This window comes from Streptomyces sp. GDS52, from assembly GCF_052246875.1.
Classification (GTDB): Bacteria; Actinomycetota; Actinomycetes; order Streptomycetales; family Streptomycetaceae; genus Streptomyces; species Streptomyces cathayae.
The window spans coordinates 5,118,197-5,134,641 of sequence record NZ_CM125966.1 but is presented as its reverse complement, the minus strand read 5'-3'; the positions used below and the strand labels follow the sequence as shown (position 1 = coordinate 5,134,641).

Annotated in this window: 14 protein-coding genes; 10 read left to right on the top strand and 4 right to left on the bottom strand. The window is 70.6% G+C overall.

Annotated features, from left to right (window positions below):
* Nucleotides 1-15: 15 nt before the first annotated feature.
* Nucleotides 16-1,011, top strand: coding sequence for an aldose epimerase family protein (locus ACTWJ9_RS23360; protein ID WP_279336219.1), 996 nt, complete (start codon nucleotides 16-18; stop codon nucleotides 1,009-1,011).
* A 260-nt stretch (nucleotides 1,012-1,271) separates the two neighbouring features.
* Here ACTWJ9_RS23360 and ACTWJ9_RS23355 read toward each other — a convergent pair whose 3' ends face one another.
* Both ACTWJ9_RS23355 and ACTWJ9_RS23350 read right to left on the bottom strand, forming a co-directional pair.
* Entirely contained in the window at nucleotides 1,272-2,078 is an 807-nt protein-coding gene (locus ACTWJ9_RS23355; protein WP_387040498.1) for an EI24 domain-containing protein, read from the bottom strand.
* A gap of 49 nt (nucleotides 2,079-2,127) precedes the next feature.
* Nucleotides 2,128-3,150: an NADP-dependent oxidoreductase gene (locus tag ACTWJ9_RS23350; protein ID WP_387040495.1), complete on the bottom strand. Its 1,023-nt coding sequence runs from the start codon at nucleotides 3,148-3,150 to the stop codon at nucleotides 2,128-2,130.
* Nucleotides 3,151-3,241: 91 nt separating this feature from the next.
* Between ACTWJ9_RS23350 and ACTWJ9_RS23345 the strand changes: the two genes are divergently transcribed.
* Nucleotides 3,242-3,718: a MarR family winged helix-turn-helix transcriptional regulator gene (locus ACTWJ9_RS23345; protein ID WP_279336216.1), complete on the top strand. Its 477-nt coding sequence runs from the start codon at nucleotides 3,242-3,244 to the stop codon at nucleotides 3,716-3,718.
* A gap of 33 nt (nucleotides 3,719-3,751) precedes the next feature.
* Here ACTWJ9_RS23345 and ACTWJ9_RS23340 read toward each other — a convergent pair whose 3' ends face one another.
* Complete coding sequence (locus tag ACTWJ9_RS23340) at nucleotides 3,752-4,537, bottom strand: SCO2400 family protein (RefSeq protein ID WP_279336215.1); 786 nt, start codon at nucleotides 4,535-4,537, stop codon at nucleotides 3,752-3,754.
* 248 nt (nucleotides 4,538-4,785) lie between these two features.
* On the opposite strand from ACTWJ9_RS23340, the gene ACTWJ9_RS23335 reads away from it, so the two are divergent.
* From ACTWJ9_RS23335 to ACTWJ9_RS23300, 8 genes are all read left to right on the top strand, one after another.
* Nucleotides 4,786-5,949 carry a mandelate racemase/muconate lactonizing enzyme family protein gene (locus ACTWJ9_RS23335; RefSeq protein ID WP_279336214.1) on the top strand — a complete coding sequence of 388 codons (1,164 nt, stop codon included), beginning with the start codon at nucleotides 4,786-4,788 and terminating at the stop codon, nucleotides 5,947-5,949.
* Nucleotides 5,946-6,998 (top strand): zinc-dependent alcohol dehydrogenase, encoded by a 1,053-nt coding sequence (locus ACTWJ9_RS23330; RefSeq protein WP_387040491.1) that lies wholly within the window; start codon nucleotides 5,946-5,948, stop codon nucleotides 6,996-6,998. The genes ACTWJ9_RS23335 and ACTWJ9_RS23330 overlap by 4 nt, the downstream gene beginning before the upstream one ends.
* 203 nt (nucleotides 6,999-7,201) lie before the next feature.
* Nucleotides 7,202-8,170: a hypothetical protein gene (locus ACTWJ9_RS23325; protein WP_443294727.1), complete on the top strand. Its 969-nt coding sequence runs from the start codon at nucleotides 7,202-7,204 to the stop codon at nucleotides 8,168-8,170.
* Between the two features lie 158 nt (nucleotides 8,171-8,328).
* Nucleotides 8,329-9,441, top strand: a complete 1,113-nt coding sequence (chvE, locus tag ACTWJ9_RS23320) for a multiple monosaccharide ABC transporter substrate-binding protein (RefSeq protein WP_387040489.1) — start codon at nucleotides 8,329-8,331, stop codon at nucleotides 9,439-9,441.
* Between the two features lie 43 nt (nucleotides 9,442-9,484).
* Nucleotides 9,485-11,089 carry a multiple monosaccharide ABC transporter ATP-binding protein gene (mmsA, locus tag ACTWJ9_RS23315; protein ID WP_279336210.1) on the top strand — a complete coding sequence of 535 codons (1,605 nt, stop codon included), beginning with the start codon at nucleotides 9,485-9,487 and terminating at the stop codon, nucleotides 11,087-11,089.
* On the top strand, nucleotides 11,086-12,330 hold the full coding sequence (gene mmsB, locus ACTWJ9_RS23310; RefSeq protein ID WP_279336209.1) for a multiple monosaccharide ABC transporter permease: 1,245 nt from the start codon (nucleotides 11,086-11,088) through the stop codon (nucleotides 12,328-12,330). Before mmsA ends, mmsB begins: the two co-directional genes overlap by 4 nt.
* Before the next feature lie 55 nt (nucleotides 12,331-12,385).
* Nucleotides 12,386-13,564, top strand: a complete 1,179-nt coding sequence (locus ACTWJ9_RS23305) for an aldose epimerase family protein (RefSeq protein ID WP_279336208.1) — start codon at nucleotides 12,386-12,388, stop codon at nucleotides 13,562-13,564.
* Between the two features lie 185 nt (nucleotides 13,565-13,749).
* Nucleotides 13,750-15,516: a pyridoxal phosphate-dependent aminotransferase gene (locus ACTWJ9_RS23300; protein WP_443294726.1), complete on the top strand. Its 1,767-nt coding sequence runs from the start codon at nucleotides 13,750-13,752 to the stop codon at nucleotides 15,514-15,516.
* A gap of 101 nt (nucleotides 15,517-15,617) precedes the next feature.
* Here ACTWJ9_RS23300 and ACTWJ9_RS23295 read toward each other — a convergent pair whose 3' ends face one another.
* Entirely contained in the window at nucleotides 15,618-16,082 is a 465-nt protein-coding gene (locus tag ACTWJ9_RS23295) for a hypothetical protein (RefSeq protein WP_443294725.1), read from the bottom strand.
* Nucleotides 16,083-16,445: the final 363 nt, after the last annotated feature.

The window sequence follows — 16,445 nt, the reverse complement described above, 5'->3', positions numbered from 1 at the left end:
CTTATCGTTCCGCACATGAACGAACTCTTCGGCACACTTTCCGACGGCACCCCGGTGCATCGCTGGACCCTGGAACGGGCCGGCACCCGGGTGCGGATGCTGTCGTACGGCGGGATCGTGCAGACCGTGGAGGTGCCGGACCGGGAGGGGCGGCCCGGGAACGTGGTGCTGGGCTTCTCCGGCCTGGACGGCTATGTCGCCCGTCCGGAGCCCTACTTGGGCGCCCTGATCGGGCGCTACGCCAACCGGATCGCGGGTGCCCGCTTCCCGCTGGACGGACGTGTCCACACGCTCGCCCCGAACAACGGGCCGAACTCGCTGCACGGCGGTGAGCGGGGCTTCGACAAGCGGGTGTGGGACGTGACGCCCGTACCGCACGGGCTGCGTCTCGGCCGGGTCTCCGCGGACGGCGAGGAGGGCTTCCCGGGCCGTCTGGAGATGTCGGTGACCTGCACGCTGGACGAGCGGGGCGCGCTGGGGATCGTGTACGAGGCGGTCACGGACGCGCCGACGGTCCTGAACCCGACGAACCACTCGTACTGGAACCTGACCGGCTCCGAGCCCCGCTCCGGCGCCGCTGCCGGCGGTGCGGCCGGACACGAACTGCGGTGCGCCGCCTCCCGGTTCACCCCGGTCGACGCGGAGCTGATACCGACCGGCGAACTCCGGGACGTCACCGGCACCCGTTTCGACTTCCGCGAGGGGCGCAGGACGGGCACCGGGTACGACCACAATCTCGTGCTCGACAAGGGGGTGACGCCGGCGCCGGTGGAGGTCGCCGAGCTGTACGACCCGTCGTCCGGGCGGGTGCTGACGGTGGCGACCACCGAGCCCGGGATGCAGCTCTACACCGCCGACCTCATCGGGGAGCCCTTCGCCCCCGGAGCCGGCGTCGCACTGGAGACCCAGCACTTCCCCGACTCGCCGAACCGGCCCGGCTTCCCGAGCACGGTCCTGCGGCCGGGCGAGGTGTTCCGCTCGGAGACGGTGTACGGCTTCTCCGTGCGGTAGGCCCGGACCCGGGGCGGCGTACGTGAGCCCCGGTCCGGGGTCAGGGTCCCGGACCGGGGCTGCTCGTACGAGGACTACCCAGACCGGCGGGTGATACCCCGCATCAGACGTTAATCGTCGCGGTGACCCGGCGGCCCATGATCGAGCACTCAGACCGAAATGCGTGCGAACCCTTCACAACGGGACACGATGTGGTCACTTCGTATCGGATCCTGACAGCATGCTGAGCAGCTCGGCGTCGGCTTCGGTGGGCGAGGGTCTCAGTGCGCGGGCGCCACGGGCTCGTCGGCGCCGTCCTCGCCGGTGGCGCCGTCCTCGACGGTCTCCTCGCCGAGCAGGTCCCGGGCCATGAGGGTGGCACCGGCGACCGCGCCCGGCATCAGGAACACCGCGACGAACGGGACGAGGAAGGCCAGCCCGAGCGGTGTCCCGAAGCCCCAGACCAGGGTCTTGCGGGCCCGCAGCAGGGCGAGCCGCTCCCGCAGCTCGACCTCGCGCCGCTGGAGGGCCACCGCCGCCAGCTCCTCGGTGAGGAAGAACCCGGTGACCATGAAGCCGATCACCGGTACGACGGTCTGCCCGAGGAAGGGGATGAACCCGAGGGCGAAGAGCAGCACCGCCCAGAGAAGGGCGCGTACGACGATACGGAGGCTGTCCCGGCCGGAGATCCACAGCTCCCGCCCCAGCGTCAGCCCGGACTCGGGGGCGGTGCCGTCGGGCGAGACGTCCCGGTCGACCTTCTCGGAGAGGCTCTCGTAGAAGGGCTGGCCGATGAGGAGCGTCACCGCGGTGAAGGTGATGACGGACAGCAGCAGTCCGAGCGCGAACAGGACCACGGTGAGGAACCCGCGGAACAGGCCGAGCCAGGGGCTCGACCAGTCGTCGGCGAACGGTGTCGCCCAGCCGACGAAACCGGCTCCCCACAGGGCCAGCGCCACCAGTGCCGCCGCGTACAGCACCAGTGTGATCAGTCCCGGCACCAGTCCGAAGCCGTACTGTCTGCCGTGCCGGGCCACCCAGCGCTGGCCCTTCAGGAGATACCGGAATCCCACCCCAAGATCGCGCATGGGGGCACTATAGGTGCCCCGTCGGCGGCGTGTCGCGGGCCGGTCGCCGTCAGAGCCTGACGATCATCTTCCCGGTGTTGTCGCCGCGCAGCACCCCGAGGAACGCCTCGAGGTTGTTCTCGATGCCCTCGACGACGGTCTCCCGGTACTTGAGCTCGCCGGAGCGCACCCAGGCCCCGACCTCCTGGACGAACTGCGGCTGGAGGTCGTAGTGGTCGTTGACCAGGAAGCCCTCGACGCGGCCGCGGGTCTGGATGAGCCGGGCGAGGTTCTTCGGGCCGGGCGCGGGCTCGGTGTTGTTGTAGACGGAGATCGCTCCGCAGATCGCGATCCGGCCGCCCCGGTCGAGCGATCCGATCGCCGCCTCCAGGTGGTCGCCGCCCACGTTGTCGAAGTAGACGTCGATCCCGTCCGGGGCGGCGGCGCGCAGCTGCTCGCTCACGGGGCCGTTCCGGTAGTTGAAGGCGGCGTCGAAGCCGTACTCCTCGACGAGGAGCTTGACCTTCTCGTCGGATCCGGCGGAGCCGACGACCCGGGAGGCGCCCTTGAGCTTCGCGATCTGCCCGACCTGGCTGCCGACGGCGCCCGCGGCGCCGGAGACGAAGACGGAGTCGCCCTCCTTGAAGGCGGCGGTGCGCAGCAGGCCCGCGTAGGCGGTGAGCCCGGTCATCCCCAGCACGCCCAGGTAGGCCGGGAGCGGCGCGGCGTCGGGGTCCACCTTGACGGCGTTCTCCGCGGCCACGACGGCGTACTCGCGCCAGCCGAAGAAGTGCAGGACGTGGTCGCCGACGGCGATCCCCTCGGCCTCCGAGGCGACGACCTCGCCGACGGCGCCGCCCTGCATGGCCTTGCCCAGCTCGTAGGGCGCCACATAGGACTTGGCGGCCGACATCCTTCCCCGCATGTACGGGTCGACGGAGAGGTACGTGTTCCGCACCAGCACCCGGCCCGGACCGGGCGCCGGGACCTCGGTCTCGACCAGGGCGAAGTCCTCGGACTTCGGCCATCCGACGGGCCGGCTGAGCAGCTGCCACTCGCGGCCGGTGGCGGGGAGCGTGGGGGTGTCGGACATGGGGTGGGGCCTCCTCGAGGTGTTTCAGAACCTGAAACAACCATGCCGCTGAATATTTCAGGATGTCAAGCATGTGGGTACTCTGGGGGGCATGGCCGCCGCATCCAGTCCCCCCAGCCGCCCCGACGCCCTGACCCTGGAGGTCGTCGAACTCATCGGCTCGGTCGTGGCCCGCTACCACGAGGAGTACGAGGAGGCGGCGGCCGGCCACGCGCTCACCGGCGCGCAGGCCCGGCTGCTGAGCCTGCTCTCCCTGGAGCCGCTGCCGATGCGGAAGCTCGCCCACCGTCTGAAGTGCGAGCCGTCGAACGTCACCGGGATCGTCGACCGGCTGGAGTCGCGCGGGCTGGCGGAGCGCCGGCCGGACCCGGCCGACCGCCGGGTGAAGCTGGCGGCGGCGACGGCGGAGGGGCGCAGGGTGGCCCGCAGCATGCGGGAGTCACTGCGTTTCGCCCGCGAGCCCCTGGCCGCCCTCACGGAACAGGAACGCCTGGCCCTGCGGGACACGCTGCGGACGATGCTGGACGCCGGCCGGGACACCGGCGCGTCCGGGACGCACGAGGCGTAGCCGGCGGCCGCACCGGACACGGGCCCGCGTCCGTCAGGTGCACCACCACAGGAAGCGGTTGCAGGTCTCCGAGGGTTCAGGCTCCGGTTCCGGTTCGGGCTCCGTGGTGGTCGGGGCGGGCTCCGGGGCGTCCGGCTGCGGCGGGGACTGCCGCGGCGGCGCCGCGGTCGGGTCGGCCGGTGCCGTGCCCGCGGGTGCCGGCCGGGTGGCCTCCTCGGGCTCCCCGCCCGCTTCCGCCTCCGCCGACTCCTCCGCCTCCGCCGACTCCTCGTCCGTCGGCGACTTGGAGGCCGACGGTGAGCCGGAGGCGCTGGGGGACGGGGAGTTCACGGAGGTGCCCGTGCCCGGGGCGCTGCCGGGCGGTGGCGCCGGCTCGGCCTCGGCCGATCCACCGGCCGGCGTCTCGTCCCCGGCCGCCGCCGGCTCGGGCTTCGACCCCGGTGCGTCCATCCCCAGCTCCGCGAGACTCAACGCGCCTGCGGCCAGGACGAATCCCGCCGCGATCAGCAGCGACCTGCGCCGTCGCCTGCGGTGCGTCGCGGCCTTGCGGTCCCGGCGGCTCACCCCTTCCGTGGGTTCCTCGTCGGCCGCCTCCGGACTCGCGGGAGCGTCGGCGGCCGGCTGCCGCGCGCCTTCGGCGGGTTCCGGCTCCGCGTGCGGTTCCGGCTCCGGTTCCGGATCCGGTACGCCCTCCTCGTGCGCCGCCTGCGGGGCGGCGGAGGCCTCCGGGTGGGCGCGGAGGGTCTCGACAGGGGTGCCGCACCCCGGGCAGGCGAGGGCGCCGTTGAGGTGCCGTCGGCACGGGTGGCAATAGTCCATGACGGGGGAAGACTAGGTTCCGCTCACGTCCGGTCGATAGGGCGAGGTGTGAAGGTTTGGTAGGGACCTTTGCCCAATGGTTTCGAAACTGCCGAAACCGTTGTGCGCGCGACCCATTGACACCCCCGCCACCCCGTCCTTACTGTCACGCCAGCATTTCGAACGTGTGTCGAAATATCGAACGTCCATCAACGAAACCGACGACACTGGCGAGAACAGGGTCCACAACGCAGCGAGGGGCAACCGCCTTGCGTATCACCGGAATCAGCACACACGTGGTCGGGACTCCGTGGCGCAACCTGACGTACGTCCAGGTGCACACCGACGAGGGGCTCACGGGGATCGGCGAGACCCGGATGCTGGGCCACACCGACGCCCTGCTGGGCTACTTGAGGGAGGCGGAGGCCAACCACATCCTCGGCAGCGACCCCTTCGCCGTGGAGGACCTGGTCCGCCGCATGAAGTACGGCGACTTCGGCCGCGCCGGCGAGATCGTGATGTCCGGCATCGCCGTCGTCGAGATGGCGTGCTGGGACATCAAGGGCAAGGCCCTCGGCGTGCCCGTGTGGCAGCTGCTCGGCGGAAAGGTGACCGACAGGGTCAAGGCGTACGCCAACGGCTGGTACACCACCGAGCGCACCCCGGAGGCGTACCACAAGGCGGCGCAGGCGGTGGTGGAGCGCGGCTACCGGGCCCTGAAGATCGACCCGTTCGGTACCGGACACTTCGAACTCGACCACCGGCAGAGCCTGTACGCGGTCTCCCTGATCGAGGCGGTCCGTGACGCCATCGGCCCCGAGACCGAGCTGATGCTGGAGATGCACGGCCGCTTCTCCCCCGCCACCGCCGTCCGACTCGCCAGGGAACTCGCGCCGTTCGACCCGGCCTGGCTGGAGGAGCCGGTGCCGCCGGAGAACCTCAAGGCGCTGGAGAAGGTCGCCGCCAAGGTCGACATCCCGCTCGCCACGGGTGAACGCGTCCACGACCGCATCGAGTTCCGTGAGCTGTTCGAGAGCCAGGCCGTCGACATCCTGCAGCCGGACGTCGGCCACATCGGCGGCATCTGGGAGACGCGCAAGCTCGCGGCGACCGCCGAGACGCACTACATGCTGGTCGCGCCGCACAACGTCGGCGGTCCGGTGCTCACCGCCGCGTCCCTCCAGGTCGGTTTCACCTCGCCGAACTTCAAGGTCCTGGAGCACTTCAACGACTTCGCGGACGCGGAGATCAAGAAGGTCGTCAAGGGCGCCCCGCAGGTGGACCCCCAGGACGGCTGCTTCCACCTCTCCGACGCCCCCGGGCTCGGGGTGGAGCTGGACGTCGACGCGGCGGCCGAATTCCCGCAGCAGCAGGCCCGGTTCGACCTGTGGGCCGAGGGCTGGGAGCAGCGCAAGCCCAAGGGCACGAAGTGACCGCGCACCCGGGCGGGCCCGCCGCGGCCGCCTCCGTCGCCGCCGACTCGCTCGCCGTCGTCGTCGAGGGCCCCGGCACGCACCGCCTCGTCGCGCACGAGCCGCGCGACCCCGGTCCCGGCGAGGCGCTGGTCGGTGTGCACGCGACCGGCATCTGCGGCAGCGACCGCGAGGTGTACCAGGGCAACCGGCCCGAGGGGTACGTGCGTTACCCGCTCACCCCGGGCCACGAGTGGTCCGGGACCGTGCTGCGGGTGGGCGCGGAGGTGCCGGCCTCGCTCACCGGCCGCAAGGTCGTCGGGGAGGGCTTCCGCAACTGCCAGGTGTGCGACCGCTGTCACGCCGGTGAGACGACGCTGTGCTCGGCGGGGTACGAGGAGACCGGGTTCACCCGACCGGGGGCGATGGCCGCCACGCTGACCCTCCCGGCCCGCCTGCTGCACGTCCTGCCGGACGAGGCCGACCTCACCGCGGCGGCACTGCTGGAGCCGGCGGCCTGCATCGCCGCCGCCGCGCTCAAGGCGAACGCCGTGCCCGGTGAGCGGGTCGCCGTGGTCGGTACGGGCACCCTCGGCATGTTCGCGGTGCAGTTCCTGCGCGCGCACTCCCCGGCCGAACTGCTCGTCGTCGGCAGCCGGGACGACCGTGAGGCGCTGTCCCGGCGGTACGGCGCCACCGACTTCCGCACGAAGGACCGGCAGCTCCCGGACGACTTCGACGTGGTGATCGAGACCGCCGGGTCGGCCGACGCGGCCCGTACCGCGGCCTCGCTGCTGAGGCGCGGCGGGCGGCTCGTCCTGACGGGCATCCCGGCGCCGGGCGCGGACGGTCTGGATCCGACGGATCTGGTGGTACGGCAGTTGGAGGTGCACACCGTCTTCGGGGCGGCGCCGGACGCCTGGGCGCACACGGTGCGGGTGTTCGCCGCCGGGCTGCTCGATCCGCTGCCCCTGGTCACGCACGAACTGCCGCTGGCCGATTTCTCCCGGGCCATCGAGCTGGTGGGGTCGGGCGACCCCGCGGTGGGCAAGGTCCTGCTGCGCCCGTGAGCCCGGCAGCCGCCGGGGACGGGCCGGGTGAGGGGGCGACCTGACGGTCCCACACCCGGCCCGTCCCTCCTCCGCCCCTCTCATCCCTCCCTCCCACCCCTCTCGTCCTTCCCGTCCTTCCCGTCCCTCCCCTCGTCACCGCAGACACCCGCCCCACCCCGGGCCGCGAACCTCGTCCGGCCCACCGAACAAAAGGACATCTCGTGACCGACGCTTCCGCCAAGGCGCCCCGCAGGCCCGGTGAGCAGGCGCTCACCGCGCTCGGCCTCGGCGCTCCCGCCCCCGACCCCGCCGACGCCTCGCCGCACTCCTTTCCCGGCGGAGGCCGCTGGCGCACCGAGGTCCCCTCCTGTGAGGGGCCCGAGGCGTTGGCGGTGGTGCTGAAGGAGGCCTCCCGGCTGGACGTGCCGATCCACCGGATCAGCCAGGGCAGCGGCGTGTGGATGCTGACCGACGCCGAACTCACCGAGATGGTCGACGCCACGGCCGAACGGGACATCGAGCTCTGCCTGTTCACCGGCCCGCGCGGCACCTGGGACATCGGCGGCTCCACCCGTACCGACTCGCAGGGCGCCGGACCGCGTGCCCGGGGGCACGACGCGGTCGCCGGGTGCGTCGAAGACGCCGTCCGGGCAACGGAGTCGGGCGTCAAGTGCCTGCTCGTCGCCGACGAGGGCGTGCTGTGGACGCTGCACCGGGCGCGGGCGGCCGGCATCATCCCGGCCGACACCACGCTGAAGGTCTCGGCACTCGTCGGACCGGTGAACCCGGCCTCGTACGCGGTGTACGAGCAGCTCGGCGCCGACTCGATCAACGTGCCGAGCGACCTGACGCTCGATCATCTCACCGAGATACGACGGGTTTCGGCCACTCCGATGGACATGTACATCGAGGCCCCCGACGACCTCGGCGGCTATGTGCGGATGTACGAGGTCGCGGAGCTGATCCGGCGCGGCGCGCCGCTGTACCTGAAGTTCGGCCTGGCCAAGGCGCCCGGGATCTATCCGTACGGGCACCACATGCGGGAACTCACCCTGGCCACCGCGAAGGAGCGGGTGCGGCGCGGCCGGCTCGTCCTGGATCTGCTCGCCCGGCACGGCGCGGACGGCGACATGGCGCCCCTCGGTTCGCGGCTTCCGGGCGATCTGCGCCGGTTCGACACCCCGTCATAACGTTCCGGAAACTCGACTTCACAGAAGTAGACACAGTCGCGCACAATCCCACACACTCCTTTCTCGGTTCTCGTCAGACACCCTGCCCCGGAAGCGACGTCGCCCCTCTGTCCGGCCCGCACGTCACCGCCCCGGCACACACCTCAAGGATGATGATCATGCGTAACCGCAGAAGCGCCCTCGCCGCCGTGGCCACCGCCGCCTCGCTCGCCCTCACCCTGTCCGCCTGCGGCCAGAACAGCGAGGGCGGCAGCGAGGAGGACAAGGGAGGACCCGAGGGGGCGACCATCGGCATCGCGATGCCGACCAAGTCCTCCGAGCGCTGGATCGCCGACGGCAACAACGTCGAGAAGGACCTGCAGTCCAAGGGCTACAAGACCAAGCTGGTCTACGGCGAGGACGACCCGGACCAGCAGGTCGCGCAGATCGAGAACCTGATCACGCAGGGCGTGAAGGCGCTGATCGTGGCGTCCATCGACAACAAGTCGATGAACAACGTGCTGCAGCAGGCCAAGGACGCCGACATCCCGGTGATCTCCTACGACCGCCTGATCCTCGGCACCGAGAACGTCGGCTACTACGCCTCGTTCGACAACGAGAAGGTGGGCGAACTCCAGGGCGACTACATCCTGGACAAGCTCGGTCTGAAGGACGGCAGCGAGAAGGGGCCGTTCAACATCGAGCTGTTCGCCGGCTCCAACGACGACAACAACACCCGCTACTTCTTCCAGGGCGCGATGAACGCCCTGAAGCCGTACATCGACAAGAAGCAGCTCGTCGTCCGGTCCGGCCAGACCGAACTCAACCAGGTCACCACCCTGCGCTGGGACGGCGGCACCGCCCAGAAGCGCATGGACGACATCCTGACCTCGTCCTACAAGACCGGGCGGGTCGACGCGGTCCTCTCCCCCTACGACGGCATCTCCATCGGCATCCTGTCCGCCCTGAAGTCGGACGACTACGGCTCCAAGAGCAAGCCGCTGCCGATCGTCACCGGCCAGGACGCCGAGGTCGCCTCGGTGAAGTCGATCATCGCCGGCCAGCAGTCGATGACCGTCTACAAGGACACCCGTGAGCTGGCCAAGGTCGCCACGAACATGGTCGACGCGCTGCTCAACGACAAGGAGCCCGAGGTCAACGACACCAAGACCTACGACAACGGGGCGAAGGTCGTACCGGCCTACCTGCTGGAGCCGGTCGCGGTGGACGAGGAGAACTACCAGGAAGTCGTCGTCGACTCCGGCTACATCAAGGAGAGCGACCTCAAGTAACCGCCGCCACCGACCGATCCACCCCTGACTGGAAGGCACGACCATGGCGGGACCCGTCCTGGAAATGCGCTCGATCGTCAAGACCTTTCCCGGCGTCAAGGCGCTGTCGGACGTCACACTGACCGTCCGGCGGGGCGAGGTCCACGCCATCTGCGGCGAGAACGGCGCCGGCAAGTCGACCCTGATGAAGGTCCTCTCCGGCGTCCACCCGCACGGCAGTTACGAAGGGGAGATCCTCTTCGAGGAGGAGACCTGCCGGTTCAAGGACATCAGGGCCAGCGAGCAGCGCGGCATCGTCATCATCCACCAGGAACTGGCCCTGGTGCCCTACCTCTCCCTCGCGGAGAACATCTTCCTCGGCAACGAGCACACCCGGCGCGGCCGCATCGACTGGCACGAGACGCTGCGGCACGCCACCGAACTGCTGCGCCGGGTCGGGCTCGAGGACCACCCCGAGACCCGGGTCGCCGACATCGGCGTGGGCAAGCAGCAGTTGGTGGAGATCGCCAAGGCGCTGTCGAAGAAGGTGAAGCTGCTCATCCTCGACGAGCCGACCGCGGCGCTCAACGACGAGGACAGCGGCAAACTGCTCGACCTGATCCTCCAGTTGAAGGAACAGGGCATCACGTCGATCATCATCTCCCACAAGCTGAACGAGATCCGCAAGGTCGCCGACTCGGTGACGATCCTGCGGGACGGGCAGACCATCGAGACGCTCGACGTGAAGGCGGCGCAGACCACCGAGGACCGGATCATCAGCGGCATGGTCGGCCGCGACCTGGAGCACCGCTTCCCCGAGCGGACCCCGCACCACCCGGAGGAGGGCACGGCCCCGGCGCTCGAGATCCGCAACTGGACCGTGCACCACCCCATCGACCAGCAGCGCAAGGTCGTCGACGACGTGTCCCTGGAGGTCCGGCGCGGCGAGATCGTCGGCATCGCCGGCCTGATGGGCGCCGGCCGCACCGAGCTGGCGATGAGCGTCTTCGGCCGCACCTACGGCCGGCACGCGGCCGGCACGGTCCTCCGGGACGGCCGGGAGATCCGCACGAAGACCGTCCCCGAGGCGGTACGGCACGGCATCGCGTACGTCACCGAGGACCGCAAGCACTACGGCCTGAACCTCATCGACACCATCAACCGCAACATCTCGCTCAGCGCGCTGGGCAAGGTCGCCCGGCGGGGCGTCGTGGACGAGCACGAGGAACGCCAGGTCGCCGAGGGTTTCCGCACATCCATGAACATCAAGGCGCCGACCGTCTTCGAACCGGTGGGCAAGCTGTCCGGCGGCAACCAGCAGAAGGTCGTCCTCAGCAAGTGGATCTTCGCGGGTCCCGAGGTGCTGATCCTGGACGAACCGACCCGCGGCATCGACGTCGGTGCCAAGTACGAGATCTACACGGTCATCGACCAACTGGCCGCACAGGGCAAGGCGGTCGTCTTCATCTCCTCCGAACTGCCCGAACTGCTCGGCATGTGCGACCGCATCTACACGATGGCCGCGGGGCGGCTGACCGGGGAGTTCCCGCGGGCCGAGGCCTCCCAGGAGTCGCTGATGCGCCACATGACGAAGGACAAGCAGGACGCGCGGGACACACGGGACACGCAGGGCGAGAAGAACCAGAAGGACGAAGAGGTAACCCGATGAGCACGGATGTCACCGACAAGACCCCGGCCGCCGCGCCGCCGGGCAGGAACGGGGCGGGCACCGGTGACGGACTGCTCCGGCTGATGCTGGACGGCATGCGCCGCAACATGCGCCAGTACGGCATGCTGTTCGCCCTGGGCCTGATCGTGGCGCTGTTCGCCGTGTGGACCGACGGTGACCTGATCCTGCCGCGCAACGTGTCCAACCTGGTGCTGCAGAACAGCTACATCCTGATCCTCGCGATCGGCATGATGCTGGTCATCATCGCGGGCCACATCGACCTGTCGGTCGGCTCGCTGACGGCGTTCGTCGGGTCGATGGCCGCAGTGTTCATGGTCCGCAACGACATCCCCTGGCCGATGGCGGTGGTGCTGTGCCTGGCCGTGGGCGCCATCGCGGGCGCCGTGCAGGGGTGGTTCATCGCGTACGGCGGCATACCGTCGTTCATCGTGACCCTGGCGGGCATGCTCACCTTCCGCGGTCTGACCGAGATCTTCCTGGAGGGCCAGACCCTCGGCCCGTTCCCGCGCGGGCTGCAGAAGGTCGCCAACGGCTTCCTGCCCGAGGTCGGCCCAAAGACGAACTACCACAACCTCACCCTGCTGCTCGGCTTCGGACTGATCGCGCTCGTGGTGCTCCAGGAGGTCCGTGACCGGCGCCGCCAGCAGGAGTTCGCCCTCGACGTCCCGCCCGTCAAGCTGTTCCTGCTGAAGCTGGTGGCGCTCACCGCCGCCATCCTCACCGTCACGCTGCTGCTCGCCAGCTACAAGGGCGCCCCGATCGTGCTGCTGATCCTCGGCGCGCTGCTCGTCGGCTTCGGCTACGTGATGCGCAACGCCGTCATCGGCCGCCACATCTACGCCATCGGCGGCAACCTGCCGGCGGCCAAGCTGTCCGGCGTGCGGGACAAGAAGGTCACCTTCCTGGTCTTCCTGAACATGGGCATGCTCGCGGCCCTGGCGGGTCTGGTCTTCGCCGCCCGCTTCAACGCGGCCTCTCCCAAGGCCGGCCTCAACTTCGAACTCGAGGCGATCGCGGCCGCGTTCATCGGCGGCGCGTCGATGAGCGGCGGTGTCGGCACCGTGCTCGGCGCGATCATCGGCGGTCTGGTCCTGGGCGTGCTGAACAACGGCATGAACCTCGTCGGCATCGGCACCGACTGGCAGCAGGTCATCAAGGGCCTGGTGCTCCTGGCGGCGGTCGGCTTCGACGTGTGGAACAAGCGCAAGGTCGGTTCGTAGGTCGGCTCGGGCCCCGCCGGAAGGCGGGGCCCTCTCCATGAGGGAGCTGCAACGTATGGAACTGAACAGACGCACGGTCATGGCGGGTGCGGCGGCCGCGGCCGCCGCCACCGCGGTCGGCGGCGGCACGGCACACGCCTCGCCGACCGGGAGCGGGGGCGGTGGCGGTGGCGGCCGGGGGAAGCCGGTGCGGGCGCTCTTCGGCACGCTCGCGGACGGCACCCGGGTCCACAGCTGGTCGCTGGAGAACGGCGGGACCCGGATGACGGTCCTGTCCTACGGCGGCATCGTCCGGTCGCTGGAGATCCCCGACCGCCGGGGCCGCCGTGCGAACGTCTCCCTCGGCTTTCGCACCCTCGAGGAGTACGTCGCCTCCAGCCCTTACTTCGGCGCCCTGATCGGCCGCTACGGCAACCGGATCGGCAAGGGCCGCTTCACCCTCGACGGCAAGGAGCACCAGCTCTCCGTCAACGACGGCGCCAACAGCCTGCACGGCGGCGCGCAGGGCTTCGACAAGCGGGTCTGGGACGTCGAGCCGTTCACCGAGGGGTCCGACGTCGGACTGCACCTGCACCACGTCGCCGTCGACGGCGAGATGGGCTACCCGGGCACACTGCGGGTGAAGGTGACGTACACCCTCACCCGGCACGGCGACTGGCGCGTCGACTACGCGGCCACCACCGACCGGGCCACCGTCGTCAACCTCACCAGCCACGTCTACTGGAACCTCGCCGGCGAGGGCGGCGGCTCGATCCAGGACCACGAACTGTCCATCGCCGCCGCCCGCTACACACCGGTCGACGCGGGACTGATCCCCACCGGCGAACTCGCCCGGGTCGGCGGCACCCCGTTCGACTTCCGCCGCGCCAAGCCGGTCGGCCGGGACCTGCGCGTCGCCCACCGGCAGATGCTGTACGGGCAGGGCTTCGACCACAACTGGGTGCTCGACAAGGGCGTCACCGCCCGCCCCGGGCCCGCCGCCACGCTCCGCGACCCCGCCTCCGGCCGCACCCTGCGGATCGCCACCACCGAGCCGGGGCTGCAGTTCTACTCCGGCAACTTCCTCGACGGCACCCTCGTCGGCACCGGCGGACGGGTCTACCGCCAGGGGGACGGACTGTGCCTGGAGACCCAGCACTTCCCCGACTCGCCGAACCAGCCGTCGTTCCCCTCGACCGTCCTGCGCCCGGGTGAGACGTACCGGACGACGACGGTCCACTCGTTCGGCGTCTGACCTCTGACGCGGGGCGCGACGCACCTCACGCGCCCCGGGTTCACTCCGTCACAGTTTTTTCACACCGGTTGAACAGCGCCACACCTCCTTCCGTATCTACCGGTGGCCCGTGCTCCCCCGCGCGGGCCACCCACGCATGACGGGCCCACCACGTCCCCGGCGGGCCCGCCGTCCCCGGAGGTTCCATGGCCGACGTCACCTCGCTGTTCCGCAGCAACGCGGCGCACAGCCCGTCGATGGCTGCGCTGGCGCGCGAGAGCGACGGGGCCGGCCTGGTGGACTTCTGCATCCCGTGCAACCCGTACTTCCCCACCCCCGCCATGTTCGAGGACATGGCGGCCCGGCTGCGCGACATCATCACGTACTACCCGAGCAGCGCCGACACCATCACGGCCGAGTTGTGCAGCCTGCTCCGACTCCCGCCGCAGTGCGTGGCCATGGGCAACGGGTCCACCGAACTCATCACCTGGATCGACCACCTGCTGGTCCGCGAGTCCCTCGCCGTCCCCGTCCCCACCTTCGGCCGCTGGACCGACCAGCCCATGGAGACCGGCAAGCGGGTCGACATGTTCCCGCTCCAGGAGTCCGGCGGTTTCGCCCTCGACCTCGCCCAGTACGCCGAGTTCATCCGGGCCCGGGGCACGAAGGTCGCGGTGATCTGCAACCCCAACAACCCCGACGGCGGCTTCCTGCACAAGCACGCGCTCGTGCAGTTCATGGACGCGATGGCCGACCTGGACCTGGTGGTGATCGACGAGTCGTTCCTGGAGTTCGCCGACGCCGAGGTGGAACCGTCGGTGGTGCAGGAGGCGATGCTGCGCCCCAACGTCATCGTCCTGCGCAGCCTCGGCAAGAACTTCGGCCTGCACGGGATCCGCTTCGGCTACCTCGTCGCCAACCCCTCGCTCGCGGGCCGCATCCGCTCGATGCTGCCGAAGTGGAACCTCAACTCCTTCGCCGAGCACGTGGTGTTCATGCTGAAGGAGCACGGCACCGAGTACCAGCAGAGCCTCCACCAGGTGCGCCGCGACCGGATGGACATGTCCGGCCAGCTCTCCTCACTGCCCGGTCTGACGGTCTACCCGTCCCAGGGCAACTTCCTCTTCGTGCGCCTCCCCGTGGGCGCCGAAGGCACCGTGGTCCGGGACCGCATGCTCACCGAGCACCGGCTCCTGGTCCGCGAGTGCGGCAACAAGATCGGCTCCTCCAGCCGCTTCCTGCGTCTCGTGGTACGTCCCCAGGTGGACGTACGCCGCCTGGTGTCCGGCCTGGAACAGGTGCTCTACGGGACCTCCAGGAGGGGAGCCGCCGTGCCCGAGCAGGCCACAGGGACCGGCTACAGCTCGGGCACGGCGGCAGTGGACCGTCTGGTCAGCGAGACCAACGGCGCCGGCACCCAGGGCCTCGCCGCTCAGGCCATCGGCGCCGGCGCCGGTGCGCACGCCCCGGGCCTCCCCGCCGCTCCGGCCGCCGGCATCGGCATGCCGCTCCCCGCCGCCCCGTCCCCCCTCCCGGTGGGCGCGGACGGCGGGATGCCGATGCCGGCGGCAGCCTCACCGGGGGTGCAGCAGCTGCCCCCGCCGGTGCCGCAGCAGATGCCGCACCCCGTGCAGCAGCCCCTGCAGCAGCCCGCGATGCCGCAGCAGGTTCCGCAGCAGCCCGTCCCCCAGCAGATGCCGCACCCCCTGGCGGCCCCGGCGCAGATACCGCCTCCGGCACCCATACCCGCCGCGGCGTCCTTCCCGCCCCCGCAGGCACCCGCCCCGGCTCCGGTACCGGCCCAGATGCAGATGCCCGCCGGCCCCACCCCGCCCGGCGTCCCCGCCCGTGGCGGCCTCACGGCGGCCCAGGTCAGAGGCACCGACGGCCTCTCCCCGGCCCCCATGGCCGGCTGGCCCGGAGCGCAGGCGCAGAACTGGCCGGAGGCGGCGGGCATGGGCCAGGTGGGCTGAGCAGGCCCGCCGGTCGGGCCCCACCAGCAACGGTTCGATGTGCGGCCCGGTTCCGGGCCGCACATCGAACCGTTGCTGGTGTCGTATCAGTCCTTGTCTGCCTAGTGGTGGTTGCCGCCACGGTCGTAGCCGCCGTGGTGGTCGCCGTAACCGCCACGGCCGTAGTCGTTGTAGCCGCGGTGGTGGTCGTAACCGCCACGGCCGTAGTCGTTGTAGCCGCGGTGGTGGTCGTAACCGCCACGGCCGTAGTCGTTGTAGCCGCGGTGGTGGTCGTAACCGCCACGGCCGTAGTCGTTGTAGCCGCGGTGGTGGTCGTAACCGCCACGGCCGTAGTCGTCGTAGCCGCGGTGGTGGTCGTAACCGCCACGGCCGTAGTCGTCGTAGCCGCGGTGATCGCCATAACCGCCACGGTCATAGCCGTTGTGGTGGTCGCCCTGGCTGTGGCTGTAGGGCGCGGACGCGACGGACGCCGAAGCAGTGCCTGCCGTGCCCACCGCGATGCCACCGGCCATCACCAGCCCGGCGGCGGACACCGCGGCCAGACGCTTCGCGCGTTGTGCTCGCATGGGAATACCTCTCGCTCCATCATCTCCCGCGTCTCCGGGAGGAAGCGCGGGAACGGACGGCCGCAGCCGCACATCGAAAGTGCGGCAGGGTCTTCTGATGTCACCGCATGTCGTCCAGAGCACGGGCTCGACCGCCGACGCCTCCGGGTCACCCTTCGCGGGCGGTCACCGTGGCCAGGGTCCGCTTTACCGGGAACCGGTCGGCCGGGCGTGCCGTGCGTGCGGCATTCAACCACCGAGCCTAGTACCGCGACAGCGGTTTGGCATCTCGGGCGACTTACTGCGTACGCCCGTTCACCGGGGGAACCGGGCCGTGTCCTCCCGGATCGGCGGGACGGCGGGCCGGCCTCCCCGGTGTCCGTG

Coding starts and splice junctions, on each gene's coding strand:
- ACTWJ9_RS23360 (WP_279336219.1), top strand. CDS start 16: ATGAACGAACTCTTCGGCACACTTTCCGACGGCACCCCGGTGCATCGC.
- ACTWJ9_RS23355 (WP_387040498.1), bottom strand. CDS start 2,078: ATGCGCGATCTTGGGGTGGGATTCCGGTATCTCCTGAAGGGCCAGCGC.
- ACTWJ9_RS23350 (WP_387040495.1), bottom strand. CDS start 3,150: ATGTCCGACACCCCCACGCTCCCCGCCACCGGCCGCGAGTGGCAGCTG.
- ACTWJ9_RS23345 (WP_279336216.1), top strand. CDS start 3,242: ATGGCCGCCGCATCCAGTCCCCCCAGCCGCCCCGACGCCCTGACCCTG.
- ACTWJ9_RS23340 (WP_279336215.1), bottom strand. CDS start 4,537: ATGGACTATTGCCACCCGTGCCGACGGCACCTCAACGGCGCCCTCGCC.
- chvE (WP_387040489.1), top strand. CDS start 8,329: ATGCGTAACCGCAGAAGCGCCCTCGCCGCCGTGGCCACCGCCGCCTCG.
- mmsA (WP_279336210.1), top strand. CDS start 9,485: ATGGCGGGACCCGTCCTGGAAATGCGCTCGATCGTCAAGACCTTTCCC.
- mmsB (WP_279336209.1), top strand. CDS start 11,086: ATGAGCACGGATGTCACCGACAAGACCCCGGCCGCCGCGCCGCCGGGC.
- ACTWJ9_RS23305 (WP_279336208.1), top strand. CDS start 12,386: ATGGAACTGAACAGACGCACGGTCATGGCGGGTGCGGCGGCCGCGGCC.
- ACTWJ9_RS23300 (WP_443294726.1), top strand. CDS start 13,750: ATGGCCGACGTCACCTCGCTGTTCCGCAGCAACGCGGCGCACAGCCCG.
- ACTWJ9_RS23295 (WP_443294725.1), bottom strand. CDS start 16,082: ATGCGAGCACAACGCGCGAAGCGTCTGGCCGCGGTGTCCGCCGCCGGG.